At 42.1% G+C, this 13623-nt stretch carries 11 protein-coding genes and 1 pseudogene; 3 read left to right on the top strand and 9 right to left on the bottom strand.

The window, feature by feature from the left end; genetic code table 11:
* Window positions 1-169: 169 nt before the first annotated feature.
* Window positions 170-415, top strand: a pseudogene (locus tag ABF487_RS08695) (recombinase family protein); the annotation flags it as partial.
* Window positions 416-768: 353 nt separating this feature from the next.
* Here ABF487_RS08695 and ABF487_RS08690 read toward each other — a convergent pair.
* Both ABF487_RS08690 and ABF487_RS08685 read right to left on the bottom strand, forming a co-directional pair.
* Window positions 769-1539, bottom strand: a complete 771-nt coding sequence (locus ABF487_RS08690) for a hypothetical protein (protein ID WP_415635033.1) — start codon at window positions 1537-1539, stop codon at window positions 769-771.
* Between the two features lie 18 nt (window positions 1540-1557).
* A complete protein-coding gene (locus tag ABF487_RS08685; protein ID WP_415635032.1) occupies window positions 1558-2499 on the bottom strand; it encodes an ABC transporter ATP-binding protein in 942 nt (313 codons plus the stop codon).
* Window positions 2500-2693: 194 nt separating this feature from the next.
* Between ABF487_RS08685 and ABF487_RS08680 the strand changes: the two genes are divergently transcribed.
* A complete protein-coding gene (locus ABF487_RS08680) occupies window positions 2694-2927 on the top strand; it encodes a hypothetical protein (protein WP_415635031.1) in 234 nt (77 codons plus the stop codon).
* Between the two features lie 73 nt (window positions 2928-3000).
* Here the strand turns inward: ABF487_RS08680 and ABF487_RS08675 are convergent, their stop codons facing one another.
* The 4 genes from ABF487_RS08675 to thrS form a co-directional block, all read right to left on the bottom strand.
* Window positions 3001-3534 carry a hypothetical protein gene (locus tag ABF487_RS08675; protein ID WP_263779940.1) on the bottom strand — a complete coding sequence of 178 codons (534 nt, stop codon included), beginning with the start codon at window positions 3532-3534 and terminating at the stop codon, window positions 3001-3003.
* Between the two features lie 160 nt (window positions 3535-3694).
* Complete coding sequence (locus ABF487_RS08670; protein ID WP_415635030.1) at window positions 3695-4909, bottom strand: class I SAM-dependent methyltransferase; 1215 nt, start codon at window positions 4907-4909, stop codon at window positions 3695-3697.
* A gap of 222 nt (window positions 4910-5131) precedes the next feature.
* Window positions 5132-6472 (bottom strand): C1 family peptidase, encoded by a 1341-nt coding sequence (locus ABF487_RS08665; protein ID WP_415635029.1) that lies wholly within the window; start codon window positions 6470-6472, stop codon window positions 5132-5134.
* Window positions 6469-8457 (bottom strand): threonine--tRNA ligase, encoded by a 1989-nt coding sequence (gene thrS / locus ABF487_RS08660; protein WP_415624880.1) that lies wholly within the window; start codon window positions 8455-8457, stop codon window positions 6469-6471. Before thrS ends, ABF487_RS08665 begins: the two co-directional genes overlap by 4 nt.
* Before the next feature lie 521 nt (window positions 8458-8978).
* Between thrS and ABF487_RS08655 the strand changes: the two genes are divergently transcribed.
* Window positions 8979-9422 (top strand): flavodoxin domain-containing protein, encoded by a 444-nt coding sequence (locus tag ABF487_RS08655; protein ID WP_263779936.1) that lies wholly within the window; start codon window positions 8979-8981, stop codon window positions 9420-9422.
* Here the strand turns inward: ABF487_RS08655 and ABF487_RS08650 are convergent.
* Genes ABF487_RS08650 through ylxM form a run of 3 tightly spaced genes read right to left on the bottom strand, consistent with a single transcriptional unit; the run spans window position 9419 to window position 13622 of the window.
* Window positions 9419-11806, bottom strand: a complete 2388-nt coding sequence (locus ABF487_RS08650; RefSeq protein ID WP_415635028.1) for an endonuclease MutS2 — start codon at window positions 11804-11806, stop codon at window positions 9419-9421. The genes ABF487_RS08655 and ABF487_RS08650 overlap by 4 nt on opposite strands.
* Window positions 11803-13308, bottom strand: coding sequence for a signal recognition particle protein (gene ffh, locus ABF487_RS08645; protein WP_415624883.1), 1506 nt, complete (start codon window positions 13306-13308; stop codon window positions 11803-11805). Before ffh ends, ABF487_RS08650 begins: the two co-directional genes overlap by 4 nt.
* A complete protein-coding gene (ylxM, locus tag ABF487_RS08640; RefSeq protein ID WP_007745640.1) occupies window positions 13308-13622 on the bottom strand; it encodes a YlxM family DNA-binding protein in 315 nt (104 codons plus the stop codon). Before ylxM ends, ffh begins: the two co-directional genes overlap by 1 nt.
* Window position 13623 lies beyond the last annotated feature (1 nt).

The following is a 13623-nucleotide window of genomic DNA, read 5'->3' as shown; positions in this document are numbered from 1 at the left end:
TGTTTTTGAATACAATAAAAAATTTCTCGAATCGAACAAGAAACTTTTGTTCATAGCTATATTATAGTTGCTATATTCATAATTAATACACTCATTCTCTGGAAAAAGAGTTTTTATGTTTTTATATCTAATAGTGAGTATATCTTCCCAAGTTAGCTTTCTTTCTGACTTTTCTGCCTTTGCCCAGTTTGAACGCGATATGATCGTGACCCGGACCCAAGAAGGCAAGGCCTATGCCAAATTACATGATCAGCACTTTAAAGAAGGCCGGCCTAAGACTTACAGTGATGAACAGATCAGCTTTGCCTACCAACTGCACCAAAAGGGTATGACCTATAAGATGATCGAAGCCAAGACCGGGATTTCTGTCAGCAGCCAGAAAAGACGCTACTTACTGTTAAAACCAAATAACTGATCTGACCTAAATATTGAGAAACCTAATCTGCCTTATAGGCGATATATGATATGTAGAAAGTAAAATAAAGCCCACTATGTTAGCGGGTTTTGTTAAATAGATTATTAATCTGTGAGATGAACATTTATTTTTTATTTATTATTTTTTTATCTCTATATCCATTTAAAAATCGTACTATCTCAATTAATTTATTACCACTTAGACTATTAAGAAGTGAAATCAAGTGGTAAGGATATCGTTTAAATTTTTTGTATTTTTTATAGTCATCTTCGGCTTTTTGGAAACCAAGATCATAATCAGAGCAAGAACGTGAACTTTTAGTATAAGTATTCTGGTCATTGTAGTCGTCATCTTCAATAATGTCCGATCGTACCCTTTTTTTGAACTTGAACATTACAAAAGTTAAAGACTAAATATCCCAGCACAAACCAAAACAATGCATTTATCAAAGGAAATACCAGCAGATCATTGTAGGAAACCATCGCTGGACCGTTAGTCAATTGTTTTAAGACCGACACCATCGGTGCCAAAGGCACAAAATACGATACGATTCGAAGATAGATGCCGGCATTATCATAGGGAAACAAAAGCAGGGCTAAAAACAAGTACTGTATTATTTGCAATAGATTATCGATCCTTTTGGCATAAATGGTTATTCCCGCAACGGTATAACCCAAGCCCAGCGAGACAAACAAGGCACAAGCTATCGGGATGATCTCCCTTGGATCCAAGACGATCCGATGACCTGTAAAAAATAAAATTATAGCTACCGTGACCAAGATAAAAATGCTTGAAAAGATCATATTAACGATCCCCCTGGCAAAAAGCACTTTGCTGATAGAATTCGAGATATATATTTGTTCTAAGGTACCGTTATTGGCCTCTTCGGAAATCGAAAGACCCATTTCATCAATAGTTCTTTGAATGAGGATCCATAAAGAATAGCCGATCACCAGCGCGTTTAAATTAGTCCCTAAGATAGGATTCCCAGATGCCAGGTAGCTGCCGCCGATCATGCCAAAAAAAATTAACAAATACGAAACGAGCATGCTGATGCTGTTAAGAGGGTATTTAAAATAAATCGTTTTACTTAGTCTGAATTCTCCGCCAATAAGTCCCAACATTTTCTTCTCCTAGAAAAATCACTTGATATATCTTTTAAATAAACTTTCTAAATCTAAACTCTTCTGCTGCATAGCGCAAATAGGAAGCCGGCTAACCGCCGTCAAGAAGGTTTGAAAGCTGACTTGATGATCTAAGCTGATTAGGTATTTCTTATTTTCATCAACGACCAGCTGACCAAAGGATCGAATAGTTTTTAGTTCGCTGTTTGAAAGCGGTCTTTTAAAATCAAGCAAATATTCGATCCGCTCAGCCTTGTCCTCGATTTGCGAGGCCTTATTTTTATAAATGATGCTGCCCTTATCCAGAAAAATAACGTAATCAGATATATTTTGTGCAATTTTAATTTCATGGGTCGTCAAGAAAATACCCATTTTATTTTTCTGAGACAATTCTTTAAGGATCAGCTGAATTTTTTCAGATGCTTTTAGATCCAGTCCCAATGTTGGCTCGTCTAAAAAGAGAATTCTCGGATAATTGAGCAGCGCACAACAAATAGCTACTATTTGTTGTTGACCGCGGCTAAGGGACCTGGTATCGATATCCTTTTTATCATAAAGGTCGAATAGTTTTAAGAAATAGAGACCGTTATCTATGGATTTTTTTCTGTTCAATCCCTTTAAAGCACCAAAATACTCAAAATTCTCAACTGCTGAAAGCCGCCAGTAAATGTTTCGACTGCCCTCCAAAACTGCTCCGGTATATTTTAAATATTCCTTATTGCCCTTGTATCGAATATCTCCGGAGCTTGGTTTGATCAATCCCAAAAGGATTTTGATCGTTGTTGTTTTCCCAGCGCCATTCGGTCCCAAAAAGGCTGTTATTTTCCCTTCAGGAATCATAAAATTAAGATCTTTAAGAATAGCTTTTTGCTGCTTTTTGGTCTTAAAACTCATGTTCAGATTTTTAACTGATAAACCACTTTCTTCGTTGGACAGTTCTGCAGTATTATCCAAAGTCATCGTCACCCTCTCACCTAACTTGCTCCCGTTAATTAGTTTTATTAAAGCACAAAGAATTGTTAAAAGATAAAATAACTGATTAACTGATTAGATCTAAATATTGAGAAGTCTAATCTGCCTTATAGGTGTATATAATCAGATTAATCTGGGAATTTTTTTTTTAAATAATCTAGTATCAAGAGGAAAATGTTCTATTGCAAAAACTAAGAAAAGCACTATCAGCAGAACTCACTCAAATTTATATGATGGGCTATGACACCTGGGGTGAACATCAAGCAGTCACAGCTTATTTACAGGAATGTCGTTTATCGACTAAATATCAACAGGGGACTTGGTGGGTTCTTGAAGAACAAAGGCAACATCGAACGGTTTTTGTATCTGAATCTGCACACTTTCTGCACATAGTCTATGAAAACGTTGGTATATAAGCGTTTTAATATTCCCATTGGAGCTATATCAAACATTAAGAGCGTTCGTCTAGAACGCTTTTTTGTTGACTTATCAGCCGGCCTGGAAAAACAAAATCAGCCCTCTTACAGCAAAGATAACCAGCAGAATACCGTTTCCAATACCCGTTATTGCGCTATTAGCAACCTGAAAATAGGTCGCAATAGGATGAGCCAGCAGCGTTACCAACAGCATCGCCGCCGTCAGAATAAATAATCCTGAATCCTGAAAAACAAAAGCCAAAGCAATAAAATGAATCGCTACAACCGCACTGACCCAAACCACGGTCCAACTCATTTGCTTCAAATACACCAGCAGTATGACACCAATGACTGCAAACAACAGTTCCGCATAGAAAAAAATCAGATACCAAACAAAATTTTTTCCTTCACTTAAAGCCGAAGCATCATGCCAATGGTACACGCTTAAAATACCACCCCATATCGCAATTCCTAAAGCCACAATTGACAAAATAGCCAGCCACCAACGCCATTCCGGGCGAGGATTTTCCTGTGCCCAGCCAAACCAGACAAAAGCAAAAAATCCAAAAATGGCGGCATACATTGTATGGTCACGAATAAAGTTCATGTGGACCTCCGAGATACCGTTTAATAATAATTACCCGACACGTAGGCACTTCTTCTTATGTAAGCGCTAACAATTCAGGTTCCACGTTCATTATATAATTTATTAACCAACTTGTGAAAATTGAGCAAATAAAAACACTCTTCCCAGAGTGTTTACCAAATCAATCTTCTTTTGCGTAAATATACTTGCGTGTCATCGGCAAGCCGGTCGAACTAGCGCCATTTGAAATCAAGAACTGCATCACGTCAATATTACCGCCTTCAAAAGAGCCAGCAGCCCCCTGCAAATACAGGTCCCACATGCGAGCGAAGGGCTCACCATAGGAATCAATGACCTGATCGTAGACTTTTTTAAAATTAGCATGCCAAATTTCCAAAGTCTTTTGATAATGGCGCCGTAATGGTTCAAGGTCGTCCAACTGTAAACCAGCGTCCATCACATGGCCCAGCATTTCTTCGACGTTAGGGATGTATCCGCCTGGGAAAATGTACTTATTCAAGAAGGGATCGACACCCACACCTTTATGCTGACCGGTAATCCCGTGAATCAAGGCAACACCGTTATCCACTAAGATATCTTTGATAACCTGCAAATACTCAGCTAAATTCTCTTTACCCACGTGCTCAAACATGCCAATCGAGGTCACGTAATCAAATTTCTCGCCTTTCAGATCGCGGTAATCCATCAATCGTACTTCAACCTGACTCTCCAGACCTTCTTTTTTAATCTGAGCCTGTGTATAGTCGTATTGTTCCTGACTAAGGGTCACGCCAAGCGTTTTTAAACCATATTCCTTGGCCGCAATCATAATCAACGTGCCCCAGCCACTGCCAATATCAACTAAGCGACGGCCCGGCTGAGCGTCCAATTTATTTAAAACATGATGAACTTTATTCAACTGTGCCTCTTCCAATGAATCGCTGTCGGATTTAAAGTAGGCACAGGAATAGGTCATGGTCGGATCCAACCATTTAGCATAAAAATCATTGCCAATATCGTAGTGACTTTGAATTTCGCTTTTGCTGGCTTTTCTTGAATGAGACATTTTTGGCAAAAACTTAGCAAATTTTGCACTGGTCAAAAAACTGCCGTGGGCCTGGTAAGCAGCCGCAATCAATTCCTGAACCGATCCAGAAACCTCAATCTGCTTACTCATGTAAGCTTCAGCCAAGGTCAGTGTCGGTTGACTCGTGAGATCGGAAATCGGAATAGGGTTATGGATAGATATCGTTGCAAGCGGATCACCTTCTCCATATGACTCTGTCGTATCATCCCAATAATTCACTTTGATGCTTTTAGCAAAAGCGTGATTGAACAGCTCACGATATAATGTTTTTTCAAGTACCAAATTGTTTCCTCCATTTATATTTTTCATGATGAATCTATCAAAAAAACAATCTTTCAAAGATCTACTTTGTTTCATTTTTGATAAAAACTTTGACTGAATATTAAAAATATCAGCCATCTTACTTTTGGATAGTCGCCCATTTAGCATCAGGCATGAGATTATTCTAACGCCAAGGGCGGCAAGACTGCAAACCATAAAATTCTAGCAAATAAAAAAACCGCACAACGGTGCGGTTTTAGAAGAATCTACTTAAGCCAGCGCACCCATTGGATCCCACGGATCGAGAATTTTCGGTGAGGCACTTTGAGCTTGAGCAAGCTCTGGCGACAAGTATTTTTTATTGACAACAACTTGATAGGCATACAAGCTCATCCAGGCGTCAGACATGACAAAGTAGCCGTTTTTCCCGGCTTTTTCGCCCCAGGAATTTTCCACCTTCCAGCGCAAAGGCTTGCCATTCTCATCCAAATCAACACCAGTTAAAACCATGGCGTGGGTCATCAAAGAATCACCGTAATCTAACTGCTCAGCCTTAGAAAGTCCTAAATCAATCCCCAAGGCATCTTCTTGAGCAAAGTTATCCAAATCCATGATGCCAGAATCGCGATCCACCTGAGGACCCATATCGACACCAAACCAGACAGACTGGCCATCCTTCAATTGAGAAACAGCCAATTGCTTGAAAGTATCCAGCTCAACATTTAAATGTTTGACCTCACGGCCGCCAACAACATTGCCAAGATTTTCAATCGTATAGGTCTTGTTGTATGGCTTGTCGGCCGTCGGCGCATTAATGATCGAGACATAGTCTTCTAAGTTCTGATTCACAAACTTCTCAAAAAAGCTCTTTGGTGTCAAACCTTTTTCTAGATGATAATTCTTATCTTCGTCACGATACTCGAAGTCAAAGTGAGCAACATCAGCCGGATCGCCAAAAACCAAACTCAGCAAACGATAGTTATCTGAATTGAATTCTTTGATTTTCTCATCAATTTCAGCTTGATTAGACTTCTGTGCAGCCAAGGAACGCAATTCGACAGCATCTTTGCGCAATTTACGATTAAAAAGCCGGTTCAGAGGAAATGAGTGGCTGGAATCATAGCTTTCAGGAAAAACACTCTGTGGCACAAGGCCGTATTTTTCAATAATGGCGCAAATCATATCCCACTGGCCGCCATCCTGCTGAGGCGTTGCCATCAAATAGGAAACTTTGCGGTCATCAAGCGGTAAATCAGCTGTTTTCACAACATTATTGTAAAAATAATTAGCTTTTTCAAATTTGTCCCAGAAAAAAGTGTAACTCTGCGACAATTCAAATTTGTCTGAAATATTGAATAAATCAGCTGTATGATGCCGCATCGTGTTCAAAGCCGCAAACATCCAGCAGCGGCCTGAGGCCATCTGATTGGCAACTTTTCCTGTCTTAACCTCGACTGAAAAAACCGGCTGGGACTGAATCGCCGCTTTAGGGTCTAAAGTCGCTTTATTGATACCGTTGCTGCTGATGGCACGATGAATCGCATTAGCGGCTGGAAAACTTTTAAAACCTTTGTCGAATTCTTTGATCTGCTCCAATGAAATTTCTGTCATTTACTTAACATCTCCTGCACTTTTTCGCTACCCTTTGAGTAATTTGCAACGTCACTATTAATCAGCTTTTCGAACTCGTCGACAGACATTTCTTGTGTCTTATCGCTGCCGCGTAATCTAACTGTGACCGTCCCATTCTGAACTTCCTGATCCCCAACAACAAGGATATAAGGTGTTTTCAGACTGACTTGCGCGTCACGAATCAAATATCCCAGTTTTTCATCACGCTTGTCAAACTTAATCCGGCGGCCGTCTTTCATCAAGCGGCTGTAAATACTTTGCGCGTAATCGCCGTGAGCACCGTAATTAACTGGAATAATCACAGCCTGTACAGGTGCCAGCCAAGTCGGGAATTGACCCTTGTATTTTTCAATTAAGAAAGCCACAAAACGTTCCATCGTACCGACAACGCCACGGTGAATCAGAACTGGACGATGGTCTTGTCCGTCTTCACCCGTATATTTCATGTCAAAGCGTTCTGGCAATAAGAAGTCTAATTGAATCGTGGACATGGTTTCTTCGTTGCCCAGAGCTGTACGGAACTGAATATCAAGCTTTGGCCCGTAGAAAGCAGCTTCGCCTTCGGCTTCAAAATAATCCAAGTGCATGTCGTCCATCGCGCGTTTCAAAGCGGCTTGTGCATGCTCCCACATGGCGTCATCGTCATAATATTTCTTCGTATTCTTCGGATCGCGGTATGAAAGGCGGAAACGATAATCTTTGTCTGTGAAACCAAAATCAGCATAAACTTCACGGATCAAACGCAGAATTTCCTTGAATTCAGATTCAACTTGTTCAGGTGCGACAACCGTGTGGCCATCGTTGAGCGTCATTTCACGAACACGCGACAGGCCAGTCAAGGCACCAGATTTCTCCCAACGGTGCATCTGGCCGAATTCAGCAATGCGGTAAGGCAGGTCGCGGTATGAACGCGGTTCATGTTCGAAGACTTCGATATGCGATGGGCAGTTCATCGGACGCAGCTCCAACTCCTCGCCATCATCGGCTTTCATCGGCGGGAACATGTCATCACGATAATGATCCCAGTGTCCAGAACGCTTGTAGAGATCAAGGTTGGAAACAACCGGCGTGTAAACATGCAGATAACCATTCTCACGCTCTTTTTCAGCCACATAGTCCTCAATCGTACGACGAATCGCAGCACCATTTGGCAGCCAGACAGGCAAACCGGCACCAATTTCCTGGTTCGTGAAAAACAGCTCCATTTGCCGGCCGATCGTCCGGTGATCGCGCTCTTTGCGCTCTGTAATAGCTGTCTGTTGAGCCTGCAGATCTTCAGCCGTCCATTCAGACAAACCGTAAATACGCTGCATCATTGGGTTATCAGATTTGCCGCGCCAATAAGCGCCGGCCACTGAAGACAGTGCAAAGTGTTTGATCCAGCCTGTCGACGGCACCAAACCACCACGGTCAAGATCTGTATAATCGCCTTGAACAGCAATTGTAATTTCTTCGTCTTCAGGAAGATCATTAATCAGCTCTACCTTGTATGGGTCATCAGCAAAAATTTGCAAAGCTTCTTGACGTGAAACGGGACGATTATTAATCGGCAAATCTGCTTTGACAATTTTAGCCATCTCAGCTTCGATAGCCGGGAATTCGTCTGCCGCAACTTGTTTGTCTGATTCACCAGAATCATCTGTATCGTAATAAAAGCCGTTTGAAATCGATGGGCCGACACCCAAATGAATCTTCGGGTGCAAATGGCGCAAAGCCTGAGCTAGAAGGTGTGCAGTCGAATGCCGCAGAATGTCCAAAGCCTCGTCTTCGTCTTTTGTGACTAATTTGAATTGGCCGCTAAAACGAATTGCTTCGTTCATACCAATGTAATGCTTGTCCACTCGAGCTGCTACCGACCTTTTTGCTAGTGACGGGCTGATTGCCTGAGCAATCTGCATTGGAGTCGTTTCTTGATTGATGTCTTTAATGCTGCCATCGGGCATCGTTAATTTAAAATCTGCCATAATTCCTCAAAAAATAAAAACGCCCTTCGCTAAAACTAGTGAGGGACGTCTTTCAACGCGGTACCACCCAACTTCATCGCCATAAAAATGACGACCTCTTTGGTCTTTTATTTGTGATTTATTAGAGCTAGTCAGTTTCGCGTTGATCTGTGTCGGCTTTCATCAATCCCGATTTTCTGTAACAAACAACTGCGGCTTCTGGTCTCGATGTCTATAAGTATAACCCGGAATGGTACCTTTGCAAGCCCTTAATTGCGCAAATAAAAACCCGCCCGAAGGCAGGCACTATTTTATAGATAGATTTTCGCAATGAGTTCTATCATGCTTAACAGCCTTGCAATCATCCAGGTATCATTTGGTCGAAAAACAGTATTTCGAAATAGTCAAGTTATCAGATTGCCGGCTACTAGGATCGCATCAGTTATCAGTTGATGCACCAACTCATTGCCTGTTGTTAATATAACATATTTTGTAAGCGCTTGCAATTTCAAAATCGGCTGTTCTTCGTTAAAATTGAAACTATGCAGATAGATATCATTTACACAACGATTACAGGAAATAGTGAAACCATCGTCACAGCCTTGGACGATGAATTTTTCAAACAAGGTTATGAGGCCGATATTCGTGAATTTGAGGAGACTGAGCTTTCCGACTTAAGCAAGTCGGATATTGTTGTTATCGTTCCCTATACTTACGATAAAGGCACCGTGCCCGATGAATCAATGGACTTTTTTGACGATTTAAATACAGCAGACTGGTCAAACAAAGTCTGTGGTGTCATCGGATCTGGGGATAAATTTTATGGCAAAGACTACGGCAAAGCAGTTGAAAAGTTTGCTAATCAAGTCAAAAAAGCCGGCGCTAATCTTGCAACCGCGCCGGTTAAAATCCAGTTGGCAATTGACGATGATGATCTACCAATCATTCATAAGTTTGTCAGCGAACTGCTGGCTGCTAAAAATTAATTTAATTCAACGATCGTAGCACCGTCGCCAGCGCCGTTAGCATTGGCAAATTCATAATGTTTGATACGGCGATCCGAACGCAGCATCTGTGTGACACCTTCTCTTAAAGCACCAGTGCCCTTGCCATGAATGATTTCAATCGTGTCGATATTGTTCAGCATGGCTTGGTCAATATAACGATCCAAATCCATCATCGCTTGTTCGTAACGCTCGCCGCGCAGGTCAATGTGCCCAGAGACGTTGCGTGAGGCCGTTTTGACGACACGTGTATTGTGCATGACCGGCTTGTTTTTGGCTATTTTTTCCACTTGACTTTCCGGCAGTTTTTCCAAATCGTTTTCATGGACGGTCATTTTCAAAATGCCCATCTGAATCTGCCATTCATGATTGGAAACCTTGTCCGTAATCCTGCCAGGCTGATGGTAACTAGTTACCATGACATCCTCACCGATACGGAACTGTTTGGCACGCTTAGCTTTTTGCAGCACCTTATTCTTTTCAAGGGAATCATTTTGCCTAAGCTTGTCAAACTGATTGACGATCCGGTTCAGTTCCTGCTCATTTTTTCCCGATCCTTGGCCGGCTTTTAAACGCTCGCTGCGAATTTGATCCAGTAATTTTTTGGATTCACTACGAGTAGAAGCCACAATGTGATTCGCCTCATTTTTTGCGTCCAGCAGTAATTTAGCCTTGGATTGTTCCAGTTCACTACTTTGACGATCCAGATTCTCTTTTTCGCTATTGACATCAGCTAGGCGTCCTTGCAAGTCCTCTTGCTGCTGATCGAGATCCTGTCTTTGAAAAACCAGCCCCTGAATCAAATTATTCAATTCTTGATCTTTGGGATCGACATAGGCTTCAGCCCGCTCCAATACCCGTTTATCGACGCCTAAACGGCGAGCAATCGTAATCGCATTAGACTGGCCCGGAATGCCAATCAAGAGACGATAAGTCGGTCTCAAAGTTTTCAAATCAAATTCCATGCTGGCATTGACGGCAAAGGGCTTTTGGTCGGCGAAAACTTTTAATTCCGGATAATGAGTCGTCGTCAGATTCAGAATTTTCCGCTCGGACAAATTCTCGACAATGGCCATGGCTAGGGCAGCGCCTTCGCTTGGATCCGTTCCAGCCCCCAATTCATCCAGCAGGACCAAGGAATCAGTATCAGAATCAGCGATAATTTCCTTAATATTCATCATGTGCGATGAGAAAGTCGATAAGGATTGTTCCAGGCTTTGTTCATCCCCAATATCGGCAAAAATATTATCAAAGACATAAATTGACGAATTCTTATCAGCCGTGATGAAAATACCGGATTGCGCCATCAGCTGCAACAGGCCCAATGTTTTCATCAGAACTGTTTTACCGCCGGTATTAGGCCCTGTGATAATCAGAGAAATAAAATCATGGCCTAATTTGATATCATTTGCCACGGCATCACTAGGCAGCAAAGGATGACGCGCAGCTTGCAGATCAATCTCTTTTTCGCTATTAATTTGCGGCTTGATTGCGTCCATTGTATTGGCCAGCCGTGCTTTTGCCTGAATCAAATCCAGTTCGCCAATCAGCTCGTTATTTAATTTCAATTGTTCATACAGCGGGAAAAGCGACTGAGAAATATCGATCAGAATGGCATTAATTTCACGCCGTTCATCAATTTCCAAATCATGCAAATGGTCATTTAGCGAAACAGCTGCTTCAGGTTCGATATACAATGTCAGACCCGACTGGCTTTGATCGTGGACAATACCACCGAAATGTTTTTTATTCTCCGCTTTAACAGGCAGCACCAAAACACCGTCTCTTGTCGTTATCACGTTCTCTGAAAGATATTTGGCATCATTGCCCTTGGTCATTTTTAAGAGCAGTTCACGAATATTTGTTTCGGTTAATTGAATGTTTTTGCGAATATGCGCCAACTTTTTCGATGCGGTATCCAGCATTTTTCCTTGATCATCAATCGTTTGATCAAGTCTTTGGGACAATTGAGAAAAATCGGTCAAACGATTCACGAGAAACAAAATCTGCTGCAGATTGTCAAACCAGATTTCGTCTTTAATCGTTTGAAAGAAATCAATCACAGCTTGGCTGGATTGCAATGAAGCATTTAAGTCAGCCAATTCACTGGAAGCCAGCACTGCTTTAAGCTTGATACGTTTGAAAATTTCTGTGAGGTCGTTAGTCGCCCTGATTGGCAATCCACCACGCCGGCGGTCGATTAACAAAGCATCGTCAGTCTGCCCTAACAGAATACTGACTCGCTGTGCATCTCCGGATGGCAGCAGCTGAGCGAGTTTTTCCTTTCCCTTAGCTGTTACTAAAAAAGAATCGAGTCGATTTTTAATCTCATCAAATTCTAAAGTTGTTAAAATTTTTGTATTCATTTGCGTCTTTTATTTCGCTTTTTCTTAGCTTTTTGAATTTTTTTAAAGGCACGCTTCATGGCGAAATCGGCGACTTTACCACCAAACCCGCCCTGGTTAGGAAAACTCGGCATCATACCGCCCATTTGTGCTGGATCAGCACCTAACGCACTGGGATCAACACCCGAAAGCATATCTTCCATGCCGGCAGGCAATCCGCCTTTGCCATTCGTGAACTTATACATCATCTGCCGCATTTGTTTAAACTGCTTGATCATTTTATTGACATCAATCACAGGCCGTCCAGATCCTGCAGCAATCCGGCGGCGGCGTGCCGGTGATAGCAGTTCCGGGTCCAATCTTTCGGCCGGTGTCATCGAATAAACAATCGCTTCCATGTGAGCGAAGTCTTTGGGGCCGACTTGAACTTGCGCCAAAGCCGGATTATTGGTCATACCAGGAATCATTTTCAGCATGTCTTCCATTGGGCCCATGTTCTGAACTTGTTTGAGCTGATCTAAAAAGTCATTGAAATCAAAACTGTTTTCCTGCAGCTTTTGTAGTTGCGCCGCTGCTTGTTTTGCATCAACATCTTTTTGTGTTTTCTCGATCAGAGAAAGGATATCGCCCATGCCCAGAATTCGGCTGGCCATACGATCAGGATAGAAAACATCCAGATCAGTCACTTTTTCGCCTTCACCGACGAACTTAATCGGCTTACCAGTGACTTCACGAATCGACAGTGCAGCGCCACCACGTGTATCGCCATCCAGCTTGGTCAAAACAACACCCGTAATACCCAAAGCATCATTAAAGCCCTGAGCTGTCTCGGTCGCGTTCTGTCCGGTCATGGCATCGACAGTCAGCAGGATTTCGTCAGGTTTGGCAATTTTTTCGATGTCTTTTAATTCCTGCATCAAAAGTTCATCGATTTGCAGACGCCCAGCCGTATCAATGAAAACATAATCATTTTTTTCTTGGTCAGCTTGTTTTAAACCATCCTTAACAATCTGACGCGGATCAACGTCAGTACCCTCATCAAAAACAGGGATTGACAGCTGGCGACCCAAAGTCTGTAACTGTTCAATCGCAGCTGGACGGTAAACGTCGGCCGCAATCAATAGGGGACGAGCATGGTTGTCGTTTTTCAACTTATTAGCCAGCTTAGCAACAGTTGTCGTCTTACCAGCACCTTGCAGCCCAGCCATCATAATCACCGTTGGAATCTTTGGCGACTTATTCAGAGGCACCGCTTGAGCACCCATCATATCAGTCAGTTGGTCGTTAACAATTTTAATGATCTGTTCTGACGGATTTAAGCCCTCAAGAACCTTGGCTCCTAAAGCCTTCTCTCGTACCTGAGCAATAAAACTGCGGGCAATTTTTAAATTAACGTCGGCCTCTAATAAAGCCAGACGAATTTCTCGTAAGGTTTCATCAAGATCGCCTTCAGAAACTTTGCCCTTGCCGGACAGGTTCTTCATTGCTGTTTGAATTCTGGATGTTAGATTCTCAAATGCCATTATTTTTCTTCCAAATCAATTAAAGTAGTTAGTAAACGCGGATCAAATTTTTCTTGCAACTGTGTTTCGATTTTTCTGCGTGCAAGATAATTTTCTCTTAAGTGCAGCTTAGATTCAAATTCCTGCAGGCTATCAAGCGCGCGTTTTAACTGATCAAACACCGCCTGGCGGCTGATTTCGTCGTTTTCAGCAATTTCCGACACGCTTAAATCATCAATTAAAAATGCCTGCAGGCCGTCCTGTTGTTTATCGGACAACAAAGGACCATAAAAAGCTAACAGTTCTGTTGATAATTGTTTTTCCGCTAATTTCAAA

The sequence above is a fragment of the Oenococcus sp. genome (assembly GCF_047725585.1).
GTDB classification, from domain to species: Bacteria; Bacillota; Bacilli; order Lactobacillales; family Lactobacillaceae; genus Oenococcus; species Oenococcus kitaharae_A.
The sequence above is the reverse complement of the archived record's forward strand: the minus strand, read 5'-3'. Positions and strand labels throughout refer to the sequence as shown.